General features: G+C 32.1%; 20 protein-coding genes and 1 tRNA gene. 6 read left to right on the top strand and 15 right to left on the bottom strand.

Translation table 11 applies throughout. The features are described from left to right. Positions 1 to 157: 157 nt before the first annotated feature. The 8 genes from BN2665_RS02155 to BN2665_RS02115 all read right to left on the bottom strand — a co-directional run bounded on the left by BN2665_RS02155 (position 158) and on the right by BN2665_RS02115 (position 8,705). Positions 158 to 1,171, bottom strand: coding sequence for a phosphodiester glycosidase family protein (locus BN2665_RS02155; protein WP_074042200.1), 1,014 nt, complete (start codon positions 1,169 to 1,171; stop codon positions 158 to 160). A 212-nt stretch (positions 1,172 to 1,383) separates the two neighbouring features. Then, the gene (locus BN2665_RS02150) at positions 1,384 to 3,096 is read right to left on the bottom strand and encodes an ABC transporter ATP-binding protein (RefSeq protein WP_055665470.1); all 1,713 of its coding nucleotides are present in this window, start codon (positions 3,094 to 3,096) and stop codon (positions 1,384 to 1,386) included. 174 nt (positions 3,097 to 3,270) lie between these two features. Continuing rightward, on the bottom strand, positions 3,271 to 4,350 hold the full coding sequence (locus BN2665_RS02145; RefSeq protein ID WP_055665469.1) for an ArsR/SmtB family transcription factor: 1,080 nt from the start codon (positions 4,348 to 4,350) through the stop codon (positions 3,271 to 3,273). A gap of 37 nt (positions 4,351 to 4,387) precedes the next feature. Continuing rightward, the gene (locus BN2665_RS02140; protein WP_055665468.1) at positions 4,388 to 5,236 is read right to left on the bottom strand and encodes a hypothetical protein; all 849 of its coding nucleotides are present in this window, start codon (positions 5,234 to 5,236) and stop codon (positions 4,388 to 4,390) included. A 463-nt stretch (positions 5,237 to 5,699) separates the two neighbouring features. Then, positions 5,700 to 6,284: an NAD(P)H oxidoreductase gene (locus BN2665_RS02130; RefSeq protein WP_055665467.1), complete on the bottom strand. Its 585-nt coding sequence runs from the start codon at positions 6,282 to 6,284 to the stop codon at positions 5,700 to 5,702. A gap of 375 nt (positions 6,285 to 6,659) precedes the next feature. Then, positions 6,660 to 6,938 (bottom strand): ArsR/SmtB family transcription factor, encoded by a 279-nt coding sequence (locus tag BN2665_RS02125; RefSeq protein WP_055665558.1) that lies wholly within the window; start codon positions 6,936 to 6,938, stop codon positions 6,660 to 6,662. A 240-nt stretch (positions 6,939 to 7,178) separates the two neighbouring features. After that, a tRNA-Arg gene (locus tag BN2665_RS02120) sits at positions 7,179 to 7,253 on the bottom strand. Between the two features lie 267 nt (positions 7,254 to 7,520). Next, positions 7,521 to 8,705: a pyridoxal phosphate-dependent aminotransferase gene (locus BN2665_RS02115; RefSeq protein WP_055665466.1), complete on the bottom strand. Its 1,185-nt coding sequence runs from the start codon at positions 8,703 to 8,705 to the stop codon at positions 7,521 to 7,523. A gap of 337 nt (positions 8,706 to 9,042) precedes the next feature. On the opposite strand from BN2665_RS02115, the gene BN2665_RS02110 reads away from it, so the two are divergent. From BN2665_RS02110 to BN2665_RS02095, 4 genes are all read left to right on the top strand, one after another. Continuing rightward, positions 9,043 to 9,234, top strand: coding sequence for a hypothetical protein (locus BN2665_RS02110; protein ID WP_055665465.1), 192 nt, complete (start codon positions 9,043 to 9,045; stop codon positions 9,232 to 9,234). Between the two features lie 102 nt (positions 9,235 to 9,336). Continuing rightward, on the top strand, positions 9,337 to 9,729 hold the full coding sequence (locus BN2665_RS02105; RefSeq protein WP_055665464.1) for a DUF2721 domain-containing protein: 393 nt from the start codon (positions 9,337 to 9,339) through the stop codon (positions 9,727 to 9,729). A gap of 127 nt (positions 9,730 to 9,856) precedes the next feature. Continuing rightward, positions 9,857 to 11,245 carry a pyruvate carboxylase subunit B gene (locus BN2665_RS02100; RefSeq protein ID WP_055665463.1) on the top strand — a complete coding sequence of 463 codons (1,389 nt, stop codon included), beginning with the start codon at positions 9,857 to 9,859 and terminating at the stop codon, positions 11,243 to 11,245. A gap of 88 nt (positions 11,246 to 11,333) precedes the next feature. After that, on the top strand, positions 11,334 to 13,112 hold the full coding sequence (locus BN2665_RS02095) for an aminopeptidase P family protein (protein ID WP_055665462.1): 1,779 nt from the start codon (positions 11,334 to 11,336) through the stop codon (positions 13,110 to 13,112). A 65-nt stretch (positions 13,113 to 13,177) separates the two neighbouring features. On the opposite strand, the gene BN2665_RS02090 is transcribed toward BN2665_RS02095, so the two are convergent. Then, entirely contained in the window at positions 13,178 to 14,035 is an 858-nt protein-coding gene (locus BN2665_RS02090; protein WP_055665461.1) for a MurR/RpiR family transcriptional regulator, read from the bottom strand. Between the two features lie 262 nt (positions 14,036 to 14,297). Here BN2665_RS02090 and BN2665_RS02085 point away from each other — a divergent pair, with 262 nt between their 5' ends. Beyond that, positions 14,298 to 14,618 carry a phasin family protein gene (locus BN2665_RS02085; protein WP_055665460.1) on the top strand — a complete coding sequence of 107 codons (321 nt, stop codon included), beginning with the start codon at positions 14,298 to 14,300 and terminating at the stop codon, positions 14,616 to 14,618. 59 nt (positions 14,619 to 14,677) lie between these two features. Beyond that, entirely contained in the window at positions 14,678 to 16,273 is a 1,596-nt protein-coding gene (locus BN2665_RS02080; protein WP_055665459.1) for an ABC1 kinase family protein, read from the top strand. A gap of 61 nt (positions 16,274 to 16,334) precedes the next feature. Here the strand turns inward: BN2665_RS02080 and BN2665_RS02075 are convergent, their stop codons facing one another. The 6 genes from BN2665_RS02075 to BN2665_RS02050 form a co-directional block, all read right to left on the bottom strand. Next, a complete protein-coding gene (locus tag BN2665_RS02075) occupies positions 16,335 to 16,832 on the bottom strand; it encodes a DUF1097 domain-containing protein (protein ID WP_055665458.1) in 498 nt (165 codons plus the stop codon). 218 nt (positions 16,833 to 17,050) lie between these two features. After that, on the bottom strand, positions 17,051 to 17,980 hold the full coding sequence (locus tag BN2665_RS02070; RefSeq protein ID WP_055665457.1) for an ABC transporter permease: 930 nt from the start codon (positions 17,978 to 17,980) through the stop codon (positions 17,051 to 17,053). Continuing rightward, on the bottom strand, positions 17,973 to 19,058 hold the full coding sequence (locus BN2665_RS02065) for an ABC transporter permease (RefSeq protein WP_055665456.1): 1,086 nt from the start codon (positions 19,056 to 19,058) through the stop codon (positions 17,973 to 17,975). Before BN2665_RS02065 ends, BN2665_RS02070 begins: the two co-directional genes overlap by 8 nt. After that, entirely contained in the window at positions 19,051 to 20,592 is a 1,542-nt protein-coding gene (locus tag BN2665_RS02060) for an ABC transporter ATP-binding protein (RefSeq protein ID WP_055665455.1), read from the bottom strand. Before BN2665_RS02060 ends, BN2665_RS02065 begins: the two co-directional genes overlap by 8 nt. Before the next feature lie 135 nt (positions 20,593 to 20,727). Continuing rightward, on the bottom strand, positions 20,728 to 21,822 hold the full coding sequence (locus BN2665_RS02055; protein WP_055665454.1) for a BMP family lipoprotein: 1,095 nt from the start codon (positions 21,820 to 21,822) through the stop codon (positions 20,728 to 20,730). Positions 21,823 to 21,849: 27 nt separating this feature from the next. Beyond that, the gene (locus tag BN2665_RS02050) at positions 21,850 to 23,175 is read right to left on the bottom strand and encodes a pyrimidine-nucleoside phosphorylase (protein ID WP_055665453.1); all 1,326 of its coding nucleotides are present in this window, start codon (positions 23,173 to 23,175) and stop codon (positions 21,850 to 21,852) included. Positions 23,176 to 23,181: the final 6 nt, after the last annotated feature.

Raw genomic sequence — 23,181 nt, 5'->3', positions numbered from 1 at the left:
TATTCTGAAATATCATACAATTAGCATGATATTTTAATTATATCATAATTATCTCTATTTCTTTAATAATAAATGTTACTTATTTTTGTATTTTAGGTTAAAGATTGCTTGTCTGTTTAAAATAGAACGGGTATTTATACGCTTACGCTTCCATACTCTATTTTACTATGAAAGCTGAAGGAATATACCTAGGTCCATATTGGCTGGAAGGTTTATTTATAATTTTTCCTTCATAAACCATGGTAGTAGAAGATCCTCCATCTAGATTTGCAGCATTATACACTTCATATTTTAATAGTATGTCTTGTACTTCTTTTAAGGTAGCCCCTATGCTGCTTATCTGTCTTCCATCTATAACCAACATAACCACAGCTCCGTCCTTTCTTTGACCAATAGCGGTTCTAGGTGCAATCCCCCATCCTCCATCTCCTTGTTTTATGGTAGGTTCTCCATTTACAATTAAGAAGGGATTGAAGGATATTGCATGCTGAATATTCTTTTCTTTTATTTGATCTAGAGTAAACTTTCCTAATATAAGTACTCCTTCTTTATTAAATCCAATTATAGAATGCACTACGCCTGGCTTTCCATAAAGTATTTGTCCATCTTCTACTAATACTCCTAGGGGCACCCCTCCTGTACCTTGTCCGTTTTCATCCTCAAAGCCTCCACTGTTTATCCCTACTATAGCTCCATATCTTTTTACTATTTCATCAACCTTCATACCTGACTTTCCTAATTTATCAGTAGTACCTACTCTAACTCTTTTTGGGTCATCTATTATGAGTAAATATCCCTTAAATTTATCAGTACTTATATCTATATAGGTTATTCCCTCTCTTGGATCCTTGTATTTTTCCTCTTCCTTTTGCGAAATCACCTCTATAGCCTTTTCATCTGAGTTTTTGTTATCATCAATCTTATTCTTCTCTCTTATTCTATTAATTTCCTTATCACTTATAAAGGTAGTCACTAAATACTGGTGACTTAAAGTAGTCATAGCTGAAGTAACTAAGGTCTCCCTTATATTAACGAAAGGTCCATAATACACCATAGGAAAAGAAAAGGTTATTGCCACTATTATTTGAGCTAAAAAGAAAAATCCTATATTTATAAATACAGTCTTTAATTTGGTGCTTCCTTTCTTGTTCCTTTCAGTCCTTTTCTTCATAAAATACCTCTCTAAAATTAATTCATTTTCTATTAAATATACGTTTATTTCAATAGAAAGCTACAATTAATTATACCTTAAATAAATATAACTATACATATCCTTATGTAATATAGTATTTAGTAATTTAATAGATATTACTGTTTCTTATTGAAATTTTATGGTCTTATATTTATAGAAAAAATCTGTAGAGAAACCTCTCTACAGATTTTTTATGCACTCTCTCTGTTTTCTTCCTTGGCATTTTCTAAATAATACATGCTATAAAAATATCCTTTACTATTTAATAATTCGTTAAAACTTCCCTTTTCAATAATATAGCCATCCTTTAAAACTATTATTTCATCATACTTGTTCAATACTTCTTCCCATAATTTATGAGTAACCACTATGGAGGTTATATCCTTCATACTTAGCAAGGTGTTTTCAAGCATATAAGCTGTTTCGTTATCTAGAGCTGATGTGGCCTCATCTAATATCATTATAGGAGTATTCTTAATTATAGCTCTGGCTATAGCTACTCTCTGTTTCTCTCCTCCTGAAAGCAGGTTACCCATTTCCCCTACTTCATTATAAATACCTTTAGGTAATTTACTTATTAAAGTTTGCAGTCCCGAAAGATTTATAGCCCTATATATTTCTTCCTCAGAGTATTCATTATATAAAGTTATATTATCCTTAATAGTACCATCAAACATAAATACATTTTGATGAATTACAGATTGCAGCTTATATAAACTATCCATACTTATGTCTCTTATATCTACTCCGTCCATTAATATATTTCCTTGGTAATTATCGTAATACCTTAGCATTAATCTTAATATGGTGGATTTTCCTCCTCCGCTGCCTCCTACTAATGCATACTTCTTACCTTTTTCTAATACTAAATTTATATTTTTTATATTGTAGCTGTTTTCCTTATAACCAAAGCTTACAGTTTTAAATTCTATAACTTCTTCAAAAACTTTTTTCAAGGTACCTTCTGCTTTGATTTCATTATCCTTAGTTAAATCTAATATTTTATTTCCTATATCCTTTATAGATTTAATTTTGTTCAAATATTGTATACTCATAGCTACAGGGTTAGCTATGTTATTAGTTAATTGTATACATGCAATCATAATACCTAGGGTTATCTCTCCTTTTAGCACAAGATATATTCCTATTACAAAAACAACTACGAATAAAAGACTTCCCAAAAGCTCTGCTAAGCTATTCACTATGCCTGTATATACATTTAACTTAAACTTAGACTTTTCTACCTCATTATTATACTTTCCATACTCATTTTCAATTTTCTTTTCTATATTAAAACTTTTTATCACCTCAAAGCCTGTAAGCATATCCTTGACCTTGGAAGTAAACGTCTCTAGCTTATTGGAATAGTTGCCTTTGTACTTGCTTAATTTTTCTCCAAATATCTGTGGAAGTATCATGCTAAGTAAGGTCATAGTTATAAGCCATAATGCGATTTTATAACTTAAACTAAACATATAGATAATGGACAATACAAAAGAAATTGCTGCATTTAAGATACTGAATATATTATTAAAATAATCTGCTTCAATTATAGCTATATCATTTGCAATTACGGATATATATTTCCCACTATTCTCCCCATTCAAATCTTTTATATTCTTTTTTAATATATTACTAAAAATATCATTTTTCATATAGCTCATAGTCCTCTTCATATAGTTAGCTACCACTAATTTTAACATAAATCCAGCTATAGCACTCAGCATAAGATAACCTGCCGTAAATAAGACTACAGGGATGAATTCCTCAGTACTATTTGTAGTTGCTACATCAATTAACTTTTTCATAACATAAGCAATATAAACATTTAGAACTGAAGCCATACTGACCATCAAAAATCCTAATAAAAGACTTCCTTTAAATTTTAATAAATACCTCTTCATAAAACCTCTCCTTAATTTAGATATCTATATAAAACTACATTTTATGTTTATCTAATATTATTGTATGCATATATTAGATACATGTCAATAGTAATATTAGCTGCACATCTAATTATATTTTAAAATTTTAGAAGCCTTCTTTATAAAAGCTTCTAATGTAGTTCTTTATCAATATTAGTCTAATCCCAAATCTTTACTTATCTGTTGTAATGCTGTTTTTATAACAGCTTTATTTAATTTATAAAATACTTTATTCTCTTGCTTCTCTATAGTAACCATATTACTTAAATGTAAGTTACTCATATGATGTGATATGGTTGCGGTAGTGAGATTTAATTTTCTTGCTAAATCCATACCATAGCCTTCTTCTTTGCTTAATATTTTTAAAATTTTATATCTACTGCTATCGGATAAATTCTTCATTATAGAAAGTATAAATTCTTCATTATCCTTATTATTCTTTATAGGGATAATATCTTTATCAAATCTATAACCAAGTCCTAGATAAACCGTATTCTCATCATAGAAACCAAAATTAATACTATAGCAGTTGTACATCATAGGAAATATAATTACTCTTTCTACTCCTTTAAAGTTAATAAAATAGCTATACTTAGTTAAAAACTCTTCTCCACTTTTATTCACAGAATCTTTTATGCCTAAAATAAACTTTTCTCTTTCTTTTGCTATCTTTTCATATATTTTATCAAATTCAGGTTTATAATCTCTTAAAAAGCCAACAAACTCTTCTCTATATTTTTCTGGTTCTCTTAAAAATACATACAATCTCCATTTTTCTTCCTCTTTAAATTCTAGATTATTAACAAACTTATAAATACTATCTTTACCTTTTAAAATTTCCTCTTGTTCATTATCTGCATATTCATTTGTCTCATTCATATGTAGTAGCTTTGCTGCTCTTCTTATAATTTCTTCACTACTACGAGCTTTTATTATCTCAATTGCCTCTTCAAAATCCTTATTATCTAAATCTTTGCTGCTACAAAAGACATTGGCTAAATCAAAGCCTTCTTCTATGCCATTAAATTCATGAAAAAAGAAGGATAACTTATCTTTATCTAGACTTTTATTTTTTTCTATAAAGTTAATACATTGATTTAGTTCTTTAGGTATATTTAAACTAATATCCACATCCTTCATAGTTTTTTCTAATAAATTTCTATTTTCATATATATATAATGAATCGAATATATCTCTTATATAACCTAATTTTTCATCAATGGTTATGTCCACTGTTTAATCACCTCTTTATGTATAATTATTAATTTTATCACAAATATTCTATTTCCACTAACCACTTACGAATACTAGTATTCCCTATCTTCCCCAACGCCCTTGTGGAATCTTTCTTAATTTCATCTAAATCTAAATCAAGCTCTGGAAGCTCATCAGTATGATACTTTATAAAATAGAATAACTCCTTTGCTTCATAAGCTGATATATTAGTAGACTTTAGTTTATTATATAGGGCTATTGGATCTACATAGGATAAATCTATAGGTGGTAATTCTATCTTCTTTGAGGTTAAGCTGGTTTGAGTTAATGCATTGTAGGTATTGATTATATCTATAAGTCTTGTAACTTGCCTGTCTAATAAGGGCAAATTAACCCTTAATTGTTCTACCATATCTTTAGGTATTGCTATGGTAGGTGGGATATTGCCTGGAAAAGTCCATCTTCTAATAACTTTAGAAAGTATCTCATCCCGTTCAAGATTTATCTCCTTTATTCCGTTGGTTATTAATCTAACTAATTCAGGACTAAAGCCAGTATGATGTTCAAAATGTACAGAACCTAATTTATAAACTTTGCCTGTGCTTTTATGTAAAACTGTGTACCTATATCTCAGAGCTCTTCCGCACTCACACCTTGTATTTGGATTTATAGTTAAACTGTCTTCATAGTCTAAAAGTATCCAATCAAGCAGCTTCTCCATAGCCATTTCTGGCTTTTCTCTCTCTTCTTCCGTAAGCACAGTTCCCTTATTCTTAGCTAATATATTTAGCCACTTGGTCTTCATTCCTTGCTTAATATGTTCATCTAATACCTGCTTCTGTTCATCATTTAATGATAAATAAGCTTCCTTTAACTGTTCTTCTGAATAACCTCTTATAATCATATTTCAACCCCCATATATTCTACAAAACAAAAATACACCCTTTCCTTAATTGCAGTAAACTATGCTGTCTAAAGTTTGAGGTGCATTTCAGTGTTAAGTCTATTTCTAATTAAATATATTTTCAAGCTTAATTTCTAAGTCCTTATAAATTGAGCTTATATAAGTATCTTTAGAGTAAAACACTCTTGGGGTTCCATAGGTTCCATTAACCAAAGTATATTGAGTTATGGAGCCACTTGGTTCAACTATATTATATTCTAATACCTCTCAATATTGCTTAATTTATAATTTTATTATACACCATAATTTGGTTTTATAGTCATAGTATTTTTGCGGAAAACATAAGAATAAAATCCAGGATATATTGTTTTATCCTGGATTTCTTCCTAATCTTCACTTCTGAAAAGGCAAAATTTATTATTTTCGTCCCTTTTGTTTAGAGTATCTTTAATTCATAACACAATTACATATTTTTACCAAGCAAATATGCCTTTTTTAGGAAATCTTCATAATGTGCTTCAGTGTTTTCTTGGTCAATACCTTTACCTATTGTGTTATATAGGATTTCAACCTCTGAGTCATCCACACCAACAAAACCAGAAATACCAACGTTTAAATGGTGTTCAATTGTTAAATGATAACCTCTTTTCTTAAATGACTCTCTTGTATCTCCAGCAAATCCTAGCCATCTGATTTTATCAACAGGTAATTTGTTTGGACCATAAGCAAACCCATAATTAAAAACTCGATCTATATAACCTTTTAGCATTGCGGGAATACTATGCCACCAGATTGGAAAAATGAAAACAATGCTATCAACATTCCTAATTCTCTCCATTTCATCTTCAACCTTTTTAGAATAAACTTTTTCTGCATTACTATAATCTGGTTCATCTTCTTCAAAAACGAGTGGGTTAAAATCATGGCGATATAAATCAAGAATTTCAACTTCATGATTTTGTTCTTTAAGTCCTTTTATCACTTCATTTGCAGCTGAAAAAGTCAGTGAATCTTGACGAGGATGACTAATTACAACTAATGTTTTCATATTTCTTTCTCCTTCTATAAAAATTTTTGCTTGTTAAATTTTTTAAATAATTTCTTCTCTCTTTTAAAATAAATATAAGCAAACTGCAATGTTAAAACAGAAGAAACAGATATATTATTTGTTTCAGCTATCTTATCTAAAATTCCAACAACAATTATATAATCATCTGTTCCTACTAAAAAGTAAATCACGGTTTATTTAAATCAAAATCATCTCCTTTTCATATTTCTATATTTCTAATTATATCGAAATATAGAGCGGTATAGGATGTGACAAACTTAACAAGTTTAACTAAAAATAAAATGACATCTAACCATTGAGGTTTAAATTTTTAACTTCTTACTTCGATAAACATCGAATTAAAGGATAAAAAAATTACTTCAATACATATGGAGCATAATATTCAAGTAACTCCTGGTTTACTTCATAGTATCTGTATGTTCCTTTTTTATATATACGCAAAATACCACAATCAGTCAATAGTTTTAAATGATGTGATAAAGTTGAACCAGCAATGGACTCTAACTTTTTTTCTATCTCTAAACAACATAAATTATCTTCAGATAAGAGTAACTTTGTGATATTCATCCTATTTGGTTCGCCGAGCGCTTTATAGATATTTACAGCGCGATTTATTTCTTGATCGTTTATCATTTTCTTCACCTTACCTCTTTTTATTTCTATAAATCTAGAAATATAGTTCTATGATTTATATTACCACAAGCATTTTGCAATGTCAAAAAACTTAGTGCCCTTGTGAGAACCGTATTATTCATAAAGAATTTGAAAAGCTTAAATTAGTACCAGAAAATAAAATTCATCAAACAAAACAACAGGAGCTGATATAAATCAAAAAGCTAGAACTCTGACAAATCAAAGCTCTAGCTTTTTTAGTGGTACTCCCAACAGGAATCGAACCTGTATCTGCCCCTTAGGAGGGGGCTGTTCTATCCATTGAACTATGAGAGCAAAATATAGTTTACTATAAAATTTTATATCAAATAAATTAAAAAGTCAAATTTTATTGCAACTTATCAAATATATAACATTAAAATTCTAGTAAAAAATTTATAAAAACCGCCCAGCTACCTTCGTTAGTTAGTGGGCAGTTTTCTTATAGGAGGCTGTGAAAAAAGGTGTTCTATAGGTTTCCCTCCACCGCTCGTGGAACTCCACGAGCGTCCCGTGAAAAAGAACACCTATGTTTTTCACATCCTCCTATATATTAACTACTTGTTATTTATACTCTTTAGAAAGTTTTTCAAAAGCCGGCATAGCATTAATTATCTGTTCAGGCTTAACACAATAAGAAATCCTTACGTAGCCTGGACATCCAAAATCATCAGCAGGAACTAGTAATAGTTCATATTTCTTTGCTTTTTCGCAGAAAGCAGTAGCATCCGGCTCCATGGATTTAACAAATAGATAAAAAGCACCGTCAGGTCTTACACATTGGAAACCTAATTTAGTTAATCCATCATAAAGCAAATCCCTATTTTTCTTGTAAATAGAAATATCAGAAGTTTTTCCAATACACTCTGCAATAACTCGTTGAAATAAGCTTGGAGCACATACATATCCCATTGACCTTGCTGCACCGCATACTGCAGCATATACATCTTTTGACTCCTCCATTTCATTAGATACTACAATATAACCTATTCTCTCTCCTGGTAAGGAAAGAGATTTACTAAAGGAATAACAAACTAATGTGTTTTCATAGTATTTAGTTAGGTATGGAACTTCAATATCATCATATACTAATTCACGGTAAGGCTCATCTGAAATCAAGTAGATAGGATGACCATATTCCTCTGATTTTTCTTTAAGCACCTTACAAAGTGACTTAATACTTTCCTCAGACATAATCACTCCAGAAGGATTATTAGGGGAATTAATAATAACAGCTTTAGTTTTAGGTGTTATTGCTTGGCTAAATTTCCTTATATCAATTTGGAAATCTCCATCATTAGAAGGAACTACAACAACCTTTCCACCAACACTTTCAATAAAAACACGATATTCAGGAAAAAACGGAGTGAAGATAATAAATTCATCTTCTGGAACTGCCAGTGCTTTTAGAGATATAGTAAGAGAAGCTGCTGCTCCAACGGTCATATATATGTTGTCGGCACACAAATTTGTAGTAAATTTATTATTAATAAAATCTGCAATGGTCTTTCTAACATTAAGATCTCCTTGAGCAGAAGTATAACTGTGTATTAACACAGAATCTTCTTTTTCTATCAAGTTCAAAATTGCTTGTTTCACGCAATCCGGTGCTGGAATGCTAGGATTTCCTATGCTAAAATCAAATACATTTTCTGCACCTATTTCTTTTGTTCTAATTTTTCCGTATTCAAAGATGTCACGTATAATAGAGCGCTTTTTTCCAAGTTTAATCATATCATTTGAAATCATTTTTAGTACCCCCCAGATAAAATATAATTTGAAATCGTTATCTTTAATAGCTGTAAGATATTGATTTCTCATACAAATTTTATAATCTCACTATTACTATAACATAGGAGATGCTTCCTGTGAAGATATGGAACTATTAATCCACTAAGCGTATCAACAATGAACCTTTATAGAGCTGGTAAAAATCTATTTTTATAATACAGTAAGTAAATTTAAGTATTCTTTGCGTATAAGGCTTATCTCTGTAAAACAATAAGTCCAAAATAAAAAATTAAATATGTAATACTGTCTCTTTAGCCATAGTATATATTAACATCATGATAAAAAGGAGAATATTATGGAAAAAACATGTACTAAATGCAATTTAAAAATGAAGCCTGCAAAAATAATGAGCTTTGGTGCTTCTATAAAAATAGCTGAAAAATCAAGCAAATTATTAGATAACAAAGGCAGCTCTATTAGCTTTTATGTGTGCCCAAAATGCGGTATTGTAGAGATATACGCAGATAAGCCTGAAAACTTTGCTTAAAATACGTATTAGCAATGAAATATTTTAATGGATATCATTCTGTTATATAATATATTAAGTACTATTTATTAATAATATCTATTAACAAAAGGAGAGACGGTTATGGAGTTAACTTTAACAACACCTGCTTTACTTTTTCCCGCTATATCTTTATTGCTTCTTGCTTATACCAATAGATTTTTAGCTTTAGCAGCTTTAATTAGAGATTTAAACGAAAAGTATAAAGAAAAACATGATCCTATAATATTAGCTCAGATTATAAACTTAAGAAAGAGGATAAAAATCATAAGAAATATGCAGATTTTTGGAGTAAGTGCTTTCTTTTTATGTGTTTTGAGTATGTTTTCTATATTTAGAAGAAAACTATTTTTAGGCGAGGCCAGCTTTGGATTAAGTTTAATATTTTTAATGACTTCCTTAGCCTTATCTATATATGAGGTTCAAATATCTATAAAAGCTTTAACCTTAGAGATAGATGATAATATATTAAAATAATTGAGTCTAACTAAATCTGTAATAGTTCTTTTTTTCTGAAAAATAATTGAATTATTGCAGATTTTTATTCTTTTTTATGGTAAAATGAAATATAAGATTGTAAAATCTTTTTCTAGAGGTGATATTTATGAAAAAAATACATATGACTGAAACAGTGTTAAGAGATGCCAATCAATCTCTTATAGCTACCAGACTATCTTTTGATCAATTTGCTCCTATACTACATGAATTAGACAATGCAGGATATCATTCATTAGAATGCTGGGGTGGAGCAACCTTCGACTCTTGTATACGATATCTTAATGAAGATCCATGGGAAAGATTAAGAAAAATTAAAATGGTTGCTAAAAACACACCACTACAAATGCTTTTAAGAGGCCAAAATATATTAGGCTACAAGCATTATCCTGATGATGTTGTTCGTAATTTTATAAAGATGTCAGTATATCATGGTATGGATATACTAAGAATATTTGACGCTTTAAATGACTTTAGAAATATAGAAGTAGCTATGGATGAAACGAAAAAGCAAGGAGCTCACGCTCAAGGTACCATAGTTTATACAGTGAGTCCTATACATGATATTGAGAGCTATACAAAGCTTGCAAAACAGCTAGAAAATATGGGAGCTGATTCTATATGTCTAAAAGACATGGCTGGGCTTATAATGCCTCAAACTGCTTACGATATAGTAAAAAACATTAAAGAGGCTACTAATATTCCTGTTTATCTTCACTCTCATTCTACTAATGGTTTGGCAGAAATGGCTTACTTAAAAGCAGCTGAAGCTGGGGTAGATGGTATAGATTGCTCTATCTCTGCTTTTTCTAGCGGTACAGCTCAGCCTCCAACAGAAAGTCTTCATTTTGCTTTACAGAGTGCTGGCTTTGACACTGGGCTTAAGGCAGATTCATTAAAAAGAATCAATGATTTCTTTAAACCTGTAAGAGATCATTTTATTAAAACCGGGGAATTAGATGCTAAAGTGCTCACTCCACAGCCAGAAGCTTTAACCTATCAAATTCCTGGTGGTATGCTTTCAAACATGATATCTCAGCTAAAGGCTCAAAATGCTATAGATAAGCTGGATGAAGTATTGAATGAGGTGCCAAGAGTTAGAGAAGATTTAGGTTATCCTCCACTAGTAACTCCTATGAGTCAAATGGTAGGAACTCAAGCTACTGTAAATATACTTACTGGTGAAAGATATAAAATGATATTGAAAGAGGTAAAAGCTTACTGTAAGGGTGAATATGGTAAGGCTCCTGGCGAAATTAACGCTGAATTATCTAAGAAAGCTTTGGGAGAAGAAACTCCAATTGAAGGAAGATTCGCTGATAATTTAGAGCCTATCTTTGAAAAAACTAAAGAGGAGCTAAAGGATTTAACAAGCAGCGATGAGGATGTACTTTCCTATATACTTTTCCCTCAAATAGCTGAGGACTTTATTAAAAACAAAAAGAAAAATCCTTCTGTAGATCAATTAAGAGAAGATATTAAAGCTGACGTAATATAAAATTAATAAGACAACTGCAATAAGTGTTAAAATTTGTTGCAGTTGTTTCCTATATCTATATATAAATAAAAAGCAAGGGGGAATTAATTTGGAAATTCGTGAAAAAATAGAAGCGCTAAGAAAGCTCATGGCTAAGAATAACCTGGATGCCTATATAATTCCAAGTGCAGATGCTCACCAGAGTGAATATGTAGCAGAGCATTGGAAAAGTAGACAATGGTTATCTGGCTTTACTGGTTCCGCAGGAACTTTAGTAGTTACTAAAGAAGAAGCTGGTCTTTGGACTGATGGAAGATACTATATCCAAGCAGAAAAACAATTAGAGAATACAGGCATTAAATTATTCAAAATGGGTTTACCTTCTACTCCTAGTCATATAGATTGGTTAAAAAAGGTTCTAAATAAAGGGGCTACTGTAGGCTTTGATGGAAGAGTTATATCTATTTCTACACTAAAAGAGATGGAGCAAAAATTCAAATTAAAAAATATAAACCTAAATTTTATAGATTTAATTAAAGATTTGTGGGCTGACAGACCTGCTATACCTAAGGATCCTATCTTTATTCATGAGGTTATATATGCTGGTAAGTCTAGAGTACAAAAGCTAAGCGAAGTTAGGGAAATAATGAAAGAAAAAGAAGTAGATTATTATATAATAGCCTCTTTAGATGATATAGCATGGTTATTTAATATTAGAGGCTGCGATGTAAAGAATAATCCTTTTGTTACTTCCTATGCTATAGTGGGTCTTGAAGAAGCTTGGCTATTTATAGATCTATATAAAGTTAGCAATGAAATATCTGAGATTCTAATGAAGGATAAAATTAATCTTTGCAGCTATGAATCTATAAATGAATTCTTAAGTAAGCTTCATAAGGATAATAAGTCAATATATGATCCTAATAAACTAAATGCAAGCTTGTTTAACTCACTACACAAAGAAATAGAAAAAGTAGAAGAAAAGAACTTAACCACTCTTATAAAAGCAATAAAAAATGAAGTTGAAATAGAGAATTTAAGAAAATGTCATATTAATGATTCCGTAGCCATGGTTAGGTTTATTAAATGGATAAAGGAAGAGGTTAAAAAAGGTTCTTCCTTAACTGAAATAGATGCAGAAAATAAACTACTAAACTATAGGAAAGAAAGAGAACTCTTTGTAGGTACTAGCTTTGATACTATAGCTGGTTATAAAGATCATGCTGCCATGATGCATTATAAAGCCACTCCTGAAATTACCTATAGCTTAAAAAATCAGGGATATTTTCTTGTAGATTCTGGCGGACAATATTTAAATGGAACCACTGACATTACAAGAACTATTGCTTTAGGAGCATTAACTGAGGAGGAAAAGAGAGACTTTACTCTAGTTCTAAAAGCCATGATAAGTCTTTCAAGATTAAAATTCTTATATGGAGCTACGGGCTCTAACTTAGATATTATAGCAAGAAAACCTCTTTGGGATTTAGGATTGGACTATAAATGCGGTACTGGTCATGGAGTGGGATTCTTCTCCACTGTCCATGAGGAACCTCAAAGATTCCATCAAGTTACTAATACCTTTACATTAGAAAAAGGCATGATCATCACCAATGAGCCTGGAATATATAAAGAAGGAAAACATGGTATAAGAATTGAGAACACTCTTCTTGTAGCAGAAAATGAAACTACTGAATTTGGAGAATTCTTAAGCTTTGAAACCATATCCTTCTGTCCTATTGATTTAGAAGGTATAGTTATAGAGCTTTTAAGCCCTGAAGAAATTCAATGGTTAAATGAATATCATAAACAAGTTTATGAAAAGCTGTCTCCTTTCCTAAATAAAGAGGAAGCTCAATGGTTAAAAGAAGCAACTAAATCTTTATAAAATTAAAATAACCAATATCCCTGACCGCTTTATATAGGGATATTGGTTATTTTTCTTAAGAGCTCTTATTTTAACTTTTTAAGCTTAACTACCTCTCTAGTACTTTCTAAATATCTTTGTATATCGTCAAAATTCTTGCTTGCTACCCCTGCAAAAAGGATGTCTATTATGTTTAATTGAGCTATTCTTGAAGACATAGCACCACTTCTTACCGCTATTTCTGGTGATGCTACAAATAGATTTATGTCACATAAATCGCTTATAGAGCTTTGACCATACTTAGTTATGCTTATAGTAGTAGCTTTTGACCCCTTAGCAATCTTTATTGCATCATAAGTTTCCTTAGTCTCTCCAGAATAAGATATGGCTACAGCCACATCCCCCTTCTTAAGATTGGTAGCTGACATTACCTGCATATGACTATCTGAATGAGCATTAACTATTTTATTTATCCTGCAAAACTTTTGGAAAGCATCTAAGGCTATTATGTATGAAGCCCCAACTCCATAAAATTCAATTCTTTCAGCTCTATCTAAAACTTCTATAGCTTTTTCTATCTGAGGAATTGATAAGATTTCTAAAGTGTTTTCTATAGCTTTCCTGTTGTTATAGCTCACATTTCTTATAATGGCCTCTATGTTATCTCCAAGCTCTATATCTGAGTACTTTTCGTGAGCAGTATCTTTTTCCATGTAAGCAATGTCTCTAGTTATATCTATTTTAAAATCCTTATAACCATCATAATCAAGTATTCTGCAAAATCTCACTACAGTGGCTTCGCTAGCTCCGCTCTTTTGGGCCAACTCTCCAATGGACAGTTTGGATATTTCTGTGGGGTGGGCTAAAATATAGGTAGCTATTTTTCTTTCTGCAGTACTTAATTTATCAATAATCCCCTTGATCTTTATTAAACTTCCAGCCATATAAATTCCCTTTCTATAAACGAATTGTTAGGCATCTGCAAAAAATAACTAGCCAAATATACAGTACGCTGGGTACTCTTTTGAAGATGCATTACATCAATAATAACATAAAAATCAGGTTAAGTGAACACATAAAGAAAACGTATACAGAGAAATTTTATGTAAATATTCACATTATTTACTTTATATATTGTCTCATTGTAGTATAATTTAGTCATAGAATGTAAATGCTATATAGAAAAGATTTTTGGAGGGATATTTTATGATGGATGAACTAAAAAAAATATTTTTAGCTGGTATTGGTTCTGTGGCTTACACTTATGAAAAAGCATCAGTTGTAATAGATGAAATGGTTGAAAAAGGTAAACTTACTATGGATGAGGGTAAGGAGTTAACCCAAGAACTAAAGAGAAACCTTAAGGATACTGGGGAAAAACTATCTGAAAAGGTAATGCCCTTATCAAAGAATGATATAAAAGCACTATTAGTAGAGATGAACTTAGCTACAAAAGAAGACGTAGAAGAATTAAAGCAAAGAATTACTATATTAGAAGAAAAACTAGCTTCTAATGAAGCTCAATAACTATACCACCAAAGCCCTATTTAGGGCTTTTAAACTATTCATAAGGAAAGAGGTAATATATGTATAAAAACTCTTCTCAAAGATTTAGAGAAATTGTAAAGGTACTTGCTTATTACGGTTTTGGTTTTTTGATAGATAGTAAAATTAAAAAGCAAGAAACCTTTCCTCAAAATCTTAGAAAAGCCTTTGAGGAACTAGGGCCAACCTTCGTAAAAATAGGTCAAATCCTAAGTACTAGACCAGATATTCTTCCTCAAGAGTATATATTTGAGTTGACTAAGCTGCAAGATAATGTAATTCCTGAATCCTTTGAAAGCATAAATAAAGTATTTTCAGGGGAATTTAACAGAGAAATCGAAGAAAGCTTTCTTTACTTCGATAAAAAGCCTCTAGCATCTGCTTCTATTGCTCAGGTGCATAAAGCAGTTTTAAAAGATGGCAGGAAGGTCATTGTTAAAGTTCAAAGACCAGATATAGCTCAAAAGATGCACTTAGATATATCCATACTATATAAAATTGCAAAGCTCACCAAAGCGAGGTTTGATGGTGCCCTTATAGATCCTATTGAAGCTTTAAATGAAATAGCCTTTTCCACTAAGCTTGAATTGGATTTTAAAAATGAGGCAAAGAATATAAATAAATTTAGTGAGATAAATAAGGAAGTGGCCTTTTTATATGCTCCTTATATTGTTGATGAATTAAGCAGTGCTAAGGTTATAGTCCTCGAAAGAATAGAGGGCTTTAAGATAGATAATCTTAACAAACTTGAAGAAGGCTCCTATGATTTAGAGGACCTATCTAAAAAGCTTACTCTTGGCTTTTTAAAACAAGTTTTTAATGATGGTTTTTTTCACGGTGATCCTCATCCTGGGAATATTCTAATAAGGGACGGTAAAATATGTTTTATTGACTTTGGTATCATGGGAAATCTAACAAAGGGTATAAGAGATGCTTTAAACGATGCATTGATAGCTGTGGCTTCTCAGGATATCAACAAACTCATTGGGGTATTTATGTCCATAGGAATTAAAAAAGGCTATATAGATAGAAATCAGCTCTATGAAGATATTGATTATCTTTTTGCTAACTATCTATATACATCTTTAGAAAATCTAAAGATTTCTCTTATGCTTCAAGAGGTTTTTGAAACGGCTAAACGCAATAATATACAGTTTCCCAAGGATTTAACCTTAGTAATTAGAAGCTTCGTAATCATAGAAGGAGTTATAACAAAATTAAATCCTGGCATAAAGATAATCGATATTGCCATACCTTTTGTACAAGCAAATAATAAAATGGATTTAGACTTTAATTTACAAGATGCCTTATTAAAATCTTATACTTGGGGGAAAAATGCTTACAAATTACCAAGTAAAATGGTTGAGTTAGCTGATAGTATATTAAGCGGAAGGGCTAAGGTGCAATTAGAGCACAAAAATTTAGATAAGCCCCTTATTTCCCTTAACAAGATGGTAAATAGAATGGTATTTGGACTAGTAGTATCTTCCCTTATTATAGGCTCTTCTCTTATTTTAAATTCAGATATAGGACCTAGGGTCTATGGATTATCTATCATAGGAGTTTTTGGATTCTTTGCTGCTGGAATCATGGGCTTATGGCTGCTTATATCCATACTTAAATCTGGTATGATGTAAAAAATAACCTGATGTACTTTTTATCAGGTTATTTTTTATTCAACTGCATCGCTTCTAAGAGTTATAGAGATTTATTTTCTATATTAATATATTTCTTTTTATCTACTATAGTGATCTTTGATAAAACATCAGCAAACCTGTCTGAAGCATATCCTAGTAAAGATCCACATATCATAGAAATCATAGCTACTTTTAAATCTTGCCCTGCTGCAAAATATGCAGAACATCCTATGAAGGTTCCTGGTATGAAGGAGAATACTGGAATCTTAGCTTTTAAGCATATTAGAGCCGAGCCTAACCCAGTTGCAATAGCTATAGCTGGTATATCTCCAATATATGGTGCTATTAATATGCTCATTTGCACCTCAAGAAATCCCCACAATATACCACTTAAATTAGTTATTAATCCTATTTTTAAGGCTTTTTTTCCTCTGCCTGCTGCAAAATAGGTAGACCAAGCTAAAAAGCCTGCAAAGGTTCCAAGCTTTAGAGTCATGCTTCCTGCTGCCCATATTGCTGCAATTATACCACTACTAATACCTACAAATATTAAACTCATACATATCATCCTTCAACTAATTTCTGTATTTTTGGGTCTAAAAATGCGAAGGTTTTGTCAATTCACAATACACAGTTCACAATTCACAATTAAGGTAACTATTTTTTCTCTTAGAAAAAATAATTTAAATTACAGCTTTTTCTTAGCTTCGCTAAGAAAAGCATCCTCAATTGTGCATTGTGCATTGTGAATTGTGCATTAATTAAGCCTTCGCTTTTTTATCTTTCGCCTTTTCTATATGGTACACCATCTGCTGCTGGTGCTTGAGTTTTTCCAACAAAACCTGCAAGTACAAGCATTGTTAAAAGATAAGGGAATGCTTCATAGAACTCTCCTGGTATTCTCCAGCCAAAGCCCTTTGCATATAGCTGTAAGGATTCTGCAAATCCAAATAGCATACATGCAAGCATTGCATTCTTAGGCTTCCAGTTACCGAAGATCATAGCTGCTAGGGCTATAAAACCTCTACCACTTACCATGTTTTCTCTATAAAGATTCATTATACCTATGGATAGAGTAGCTCCACCTAGTCCACCTAAAACTCCTGATATTATTACAGATAAATATCTTATACCATATACGCTTATTCCTAAGGTATCTGCTGCCTTTGGATGTTCTCCTACAGCTCTTATTCTTAAGCCTAATGGTGTTTTATATAGTAAATAGTGAGATACAAATACCAATATTAGGGCTATCCATACAAACCAGTTTAACTCTGCTAAGAATTTTCCTATTACCGGTATCTTGCTAAAGAATTCTACTGGATAAGGTAATGCTGTTACTGTATTTGTTTGTGAAGGTGTTCCAAAAACCTTGAATACTAGGTAGCTTATAAAAGCTGCTGAGAATACATTGATAGCTACCCCTGATACTACTTGATCCGCTTGTAGGTGTATACTCAAGTATGCGTGAAGGGCTGCGAAAGCTGCTCCTCCAGCCATAGCAAATATCACACCCATCCATGGGTTTCCAGTTACATGAGATCCTAATACTGCAAAGAAAGCTCCTGCAATCATTATACCTTCTAAGGCTATGTTAACAACTCCAGATTTTTCAGAGAAAACTCCACCTAAGGATGCAAATATAAGAGGAGTTGCTAGTCTTAATGTAGCTGTGACTAATCCTAAAATCAATACTGAACTACTCATTTACTGTAGCCTCCTTTTTTCTTTTTTCTCCAATTAGCTTAAATATATATCCTGCTGCTATAAATAGTATTACTATACCTTGAATGATGTAGGATATAGTTTTTGGTATTCCGAAAAGCATCAAGGTTCCTGAGCTTAGGTTTAATGCTCCAAATAATATAGCTGAGAATATTACTCCAATTGGATTGCTCTTTGCCACTAAGGCTACAGATATTCCATCCATTCCGTAGTTAGGGAATCCAAATAACTGCATGTTTTGATGTTGAACTCCTGCTATATGAATAGCTCCACCAAGACCTGCTATAGCTCCTGATATAGCCATGGCTAAAATTATGTTTTTCTTTATGTCTATTCCGCCATATTCTGCTGCACTTGGGTTTATACCTACTGCACGAATCTCATATCCTATAGTGGTTTTCCAAAGTAATATATAAACTAATATAACTAATATTATTGCTACAAATATTCCTGTATTAAGTCTATTGGTCTCTCCTAAAAATCTTGTAAGCATTGCGCTTTCTTGTATTGGATAAGTACTAGCTGAACTTGGTTTGTGGAAGGGTCCCATAGTAAAGTAGTTTGATAAACTCATAGCAATAAAGTTCATCATTATGGTGTTAACAACTTCGTTAGTACCTAGTTTAGCTTTTAAATATCCTGGTATTGCTGCCCATAAGGCTCCTCCAAGGGTTCCACCTGCCATTATTATAATTATATGCAATGGTTTTGGTATTCCTGGTATAAGTCCTAATAATTCAGCGGAAAGCATTCCTATTATAAACTGTCCTTCTACCCCTATATTAAACAATCCTGTTTTAAAGGCTACGGCATGAGCTAATCCTGTAAATATAAGAGGAGTTGCAAATACAAAGGTTTCTATTAATTGTCTGCTGCTGCCAAAACTTCCTTGCCATATGGAAGAGAAAAGTGTTTCAGCAGAAGAGATAAATCCACTATCTAATGCCCACATAACAAAGAATATGGATATAAAAAGTGCTACTACAATTGATAATATGGACATAGAAAATTCTTTTATAGTATTTATATACTTTTTATCCATGGCTTTTGCTTTACTCATTGGTATTTCCTCCCTGCGTCTCTTTTTTCAACTTTCCACCAGCCATTAGTATTCCAAGCTTTTGCTCTGTAGCATCCTTAGCATCTAATACATCAACTATTTGTCCATCATATATTACAGCTATTCTATCTGCTAAAGATAAAACTTCATCTAGCTCTAGAGAAACTAGAAGCACTGCTCTATTATTATCTCTTTCTTCTACTAATCTTCTATGGATATACTCTATAGCTCCAACGTCAAGCCCTCTTGTAGGTTGAGCTGCTATAATAAGCTCTGGATTCTTTTCTATTTCCCTTGCTATTATCATCTTTTGCTGATTTCCTCCAGATAATGCAGATGCAGCTACTTCTTCATTAGGAGTTCTTACGTCATAGCTTTTTATTAGCTTTTTAGCATATTCCTTAACTTCACCATAGTTCATCATTATACCTTTAGCAAAAGGAGCTTTATAGTGATAGCCAAGGATTGCATTTTCTGCTAAGGAGTACTTTAATACTAGTCCTCTCTTATGTCTATCCTCTGGAATATGTCCTAGTCCTGACTCTATGGCCTCTCTAGGAGTTCTTCCTGTTATATCATGACCATTAAGTTCTATTTTTCCACCTATTGGTTTTCTAAGACCTGCTATAGCTTCTACCAGCTCTGTTTGACCATTACCATCTACTCCCGCTATAGCTAATATCTCTCCAGCCTTCACCTCTAAACTTACTCCCTTTACCGCTGGCAGTTTACGGTGATCTAATACCTGTAAATTTTCTATGGTTAACATAGCTTTTCCTAGCTCTGTAGGTTTCTTCTCTACTTTAAGATTAACTTTTCTACCTACCATCATCTCTGCTAATTCATCTATATTGGTTTCTTTAGTTTTAACTATATCTATAACCTTACCTCTTCTTATAATGGTTACTCTATCACTCATTTTCATAACTTCTTTTAATTTATGAGTTATTAGAATTATAGATTTTCCTTCTTTAACTAGGTTTCTTAGGATTACTCCTAATTCATCAATCTCTTGAGGAGTTAATACTGCAGTAGGCTCATCCAATATTAATATATCTGCTCCTCTATATAGAGCTTTTAATATCTCAACCTTTTGCTGTTGTCCTACTGTCATATCTTCTATTATAGCTTTAGCGTCTATATTAAAACCGTACTTTTTTGAAAGCTCTTCTGTATCCTTTATAGCTTTACCTATGTCAAGATTCATACCTTTTTTAGGTTCTTGTCCAAGAATCATATTTTGAGCTACTGAAAAATTATGCACAAGCATAAAGTGCTGATGCACCATTCCTATTCCTAATTTTATAGCTTCTTTTGGGTTCTTTATCATGGCCTTTTGTCCATGAACGAAAATATCTCCAGCCTCTTGCTGATACAATCCGTATAAAATATTCATTAATGTAGTTTTTCCTGCTCCATTTTCACCTAGTAGTACGTGTATTTCTCCTTCTTCTAGATCGAAGTTTACATCATCATTAGCTATAACGCCAGGGAAAATCTTTTTTATTCCCTTCATTTCTACAACCTTTCCCATCTGTATCCTCCTCACATTTGTTTAAAAAGACTAGATATTATATATGATTTTTTGTGGGAAAAATCCTTGGTTTATGGATGTTTTCCCACAGAAATATTTCAAAGGTTGATTCTACATATTAGTCTTAAATCTAAATTATTTTAATTCAGGTGCTTTAAATTTTAATAATTCATCACGAGTTCCTGGAACTACTATCTTACCATCTTTTATGTCAGTCTCAGCTTTTTTGCTTAAATCTATAAATGCTTTATCTACAGATGAGTGAATAGTTGGTGCTATACCAACAGCGCCTTCTTTAACTCCAAGGTTTTTAGTTGCTCCACCTTCAAATTTTCCGTCTTTTAATCCTTTTATAACATCATAAACAGCAACTCCAACCTTCTTTTCCATAGAGAAAAGGATTTGGTCTTTGTAAGCTTTTCCGTTTTCAGTAGCTGCTTGGTCTGAGTCAACACCTATAGCAAATTTGTTCATGTCTTTTGCTGCCTTGAATACTCCAAGTCCTGCTCCGCCAGCTGCATGATATATTATATCAACTCCGCTGTTGTATAAAGCCTTTGCTGCTTCATAACCTTTTCCTGAGTCATCAAAAGAGTCTACATATTTAGCATTTACTCCTGGTGTTTTAGCATCCTTTGGCATTAAAAGCTTTCCTGCTTCTGGATTAACAGACATAACTCCAGCTACAAAACCAGATTCAAATCTGTTTATAACTTCTCCTTCTTTTCCGCCTACGAAACCAATCTTATTAGTTTTAGTCATCTTACCAGCAATAACTCCTGCTAAGAAAGAACCTTCATGCTCTTTAAATAGTACAGATAATGTATTTTTATTAGGAACAACGCCATCTACTATTAAGAATTTCTTGTCTGGAGTTTGAGCTGAAACATTCTTCATACTTGTTTCCATCATGAATCCACAACCTACAACTAAGTCCGCTGTAGTAGCCATAGTCTTTAAGTTTGGCTCATAAACGTCTTGAGTTTTTGACTCTATTGAGTTTATTTGTTGAATTCCTAAATCTGTAACTGCTTTCTTAATTCCTTCATTAGCTGATTGGTTAAAGGAAGCATCATTAACTCCACCTTGGTCGGTAACTAAACCAACTTTTAACTTTGCTGTAGCAGCTGGTTTACCTGTTTCTGGTGTTTCTTTTTTAGTACATCCTGTAAATATTGTAGCTACTAAGGCTACTGAAGCTATAGTAGCTATTAATCTTTTTTTATTCATTTTAAATACCCCCTAGTATTTTTATTATTAGAATTTTTTAATACCTTCTTTTGTCACAATTCCTTTAATTAATTTAGGTGCTTTAATCTCTTCATCACTAAAACCATAAGCTTTTAAAATTATTTCTTCTGAAGACTTTTTCTTATCCATATCATTAGCATGAATAGTTGCAATGGATTCTCCAGCTTTTACATAATCACCAATCTTTTTACGCAATACCACACCTACAGCTAAATCAATTTCACTTTCCTTGGTTTCACGTCCTGCTCCTAATACAAGAGCTGCAAGACCTATATCATCAGCTTTTATAGACTTTACATAACCATCTTTAGGAGCTAAAACTTCTTCTACTATAGGAGCTTTTTTAAATAGTTCTGGATTATCTACAACTTCAGGATTTCCACCTTGTATTTCTACAAGCTCTTTTAACTTATTTAATCCACTTCCACTTTCAATAATATGTTTAAGAACTTCTCTAGCTTCTTCTGCAGATTTAGCCTTTCCTGCTAGCATTATCATGTAAGAACCTAATGTATAACAAAGCTCTGTTAAATCCTCTGGACCCTGTCCTTTTAAAGTATCTATAGCTTCTTTAACCTCAAGAATGTTTCCTACCGCAAATCCTAATGGCTGATCCATATCTGTTACTACACCTATAGTATTCCTACCTACAGAGTTTCCTATGTCTACCATTTCTTGAGCTAACTCAAAGGATTTATCCTCTTCCTTCATAAAAGCTCCGCTTCCAGTTTTAACATCAAGCACAATGGCATCTGCTCCAGATGCTATTTTCTTGCTCATAATGCTGCTAGCTATTAAAGACATATTATCTACAGTAGCAGTTACGTCTCTTAAGGCATATAGCTTTTTATCTGCGGGAGCTAAATCTCCTGATTGACCTGCTATAGCTATTTTTCTTGTATTAACGTCTTCAATAAATTTTTCAATAGGCATTTCTACCGAAAATCCTTCAAAAGACTCTAATTTATCTAAGGTTCCTCCAGTATGGCCTAAACCTCTTCCAGACATTTTTGCTACAGGAATACCAGCAGCTGCAACTATGGGGGCAAGTATTAATGTAGTAGTATCCCCGACACCTCCGGTGCTATGTTTATCAACCTTAATACCTTCTATAGCTGATAAATCAATAGTATTTCCACTGTTAACCATGGCCATGGTTAGATCCGCTGTTTCTCTCTTATTCATTTTCTGGAAATATATTGCCATCATTAGGGCAGATACTTGATAATCTGGAATGGTACCCTTAGTATATCCATCAACGAAAAAATTTATTTCCTCAGTGGTTAATTCACTACCATTTCTTTTTTTCATTATTAAATCATACATTCTCATAGTAAG

This window comes from Desnuesiella massiliensis (genome assembly GCF_001403615.1).
GTDB classification, from domain to species: Bacteria; Bacillota; Clostridia; order Clostridiales; family Clostridiaceae; genus Desnuesiella; species Desnuesiella massiliensis.
The sequence above is the reverse complement of the archived record's forward strand: the minus strand, read 5'-3'. Positions and strand labels throughout refer to the sequence as shown.

Bases quoted from the DNA above. Each gene is read 5' to 3' on its own strand.
- BN2665_RS02155 (WP_074042200.1), bottom strand. From the start codon at position 1,171: ATGAAGAAAAGGACTGAAAGGAACAAGAAAGGAAGCACCAAATTAAAG.
- BN2665_RS02150 (WP_055665470.1), bottom strand. From the start codon at position 3,096: ATGAAGAGGTATTTATTAAAATTTAAAGGAAGTCTTTTATTAGGATTT.
- BN2665_RS02140 (WP_055665468.1), bottom strand. From the start codon at position 5,236: ATGATTATAAGAGGTTATTCAGAAGAACAGTTAAAGGAAGCTTATTTA.
- BN2665_RS02130 (WP_055665467.1), bottom strand. From the start codon at position 6,284: ATGAAAACATTAGTTGTAATTAGTCATCCTCGTCAAGATTCACTGACT.
- BN2665_RS02125 (WP_055665558.1), bottom strand. From the start codon at position 6,938: ATGATAAACGATCAAGAAATAAATCGCGCTGTAAATATCTATAAAGCG.
- BN2665_RS02115 (WP_055665466.1), bottom strand. From the start codon at position 8,705: ATGATTTCAAATGATATGATTAAACTTGGAAAAAAGCGCTCTATTATA.
- BN2665_RS02110 (WP_055665465.1), top strand. From the start codon at position 9,043: ATGGAAAAAACATGTACTAAATGCAATTTAAAAATGAAGCCTGCAAAA.
- BN2665_RS02105 (WP_055665464.1), top strand. From the start codon at position 9,337: ATGGAGTTAACTTTAACAACACCTGCTTTACTTTTTCCCGCTATATCT.
- BN2665_RS02100 (WP_055665463.1), top strand. From the start codon at position 9,857: ATGAAAAAAATACATATGACTGAAACAGTGTTAAGAGATGCCAATCAA.
- BN2665_RS02090 (WP_055665461.1), bottom strand. From the start codon at position 14,035: ATGGCTGGAAGTTTAATAAAGATCAAGGGGATTATTGATAAATTAAGT.
- BN2665_RS02085 (WP_055665460.1), top strand. From the start codon at position 14,298: ATGATGGATGAACTAAAAAAAATATTTTTAGCTGGTATTGGTTCTGTG.
- BN2665_RS02080 (WP_055665459.1), top strand. From the start codon at position 14,678: ATGTATAAAAACTCTTCTCAAAGATTTAGAGAAATTGTAAAGGTACTT.
- BN2665_RS02075 (WP_055665458.1), bottom strand. From the start codon at position 16,832: ATGAGTTTAATATTTGTAGGTATTAGTAGTGGTATAATTGCAGCAATA.
- BN2665_RS02070 (WP_055665457.1), bottom strand. From the start codon at position 17,980: ATGAGTAGTTCAGTATTGATTTTAGGATTAGTCACAGCTACATTAAGA.
- BN2665_RS02065 (WP_055665456.1), bottom strand. From the start codon at position 19,058: ATGAGTAAAGCAAAAGCCATGGATAAAAAGTATATAAATACTATAAAA.
- BN2665_RS02060 (WP_055665455.1), bottom strand. From the start codon at position 20,592: ATGGGAAAGGTTGTAGAAATGAAGGGAATAAAAAAGATTTTCCCTGGC.
- BN2665_RS02055 (WP_055665454.1), bottom strand. From the start codon at position 21,822: ATGAATAAAAAAAGATTAATAGCTACTATAGCTTCAGTAGCCTTAGTA.
- BN2665_RS02050 (WP_055665453.1), bottom strand. From the start codon at position 23,175: ATGAGAATGTATGATTTAATAATGAAAAAAAGAAATGGTAGTGAATTA.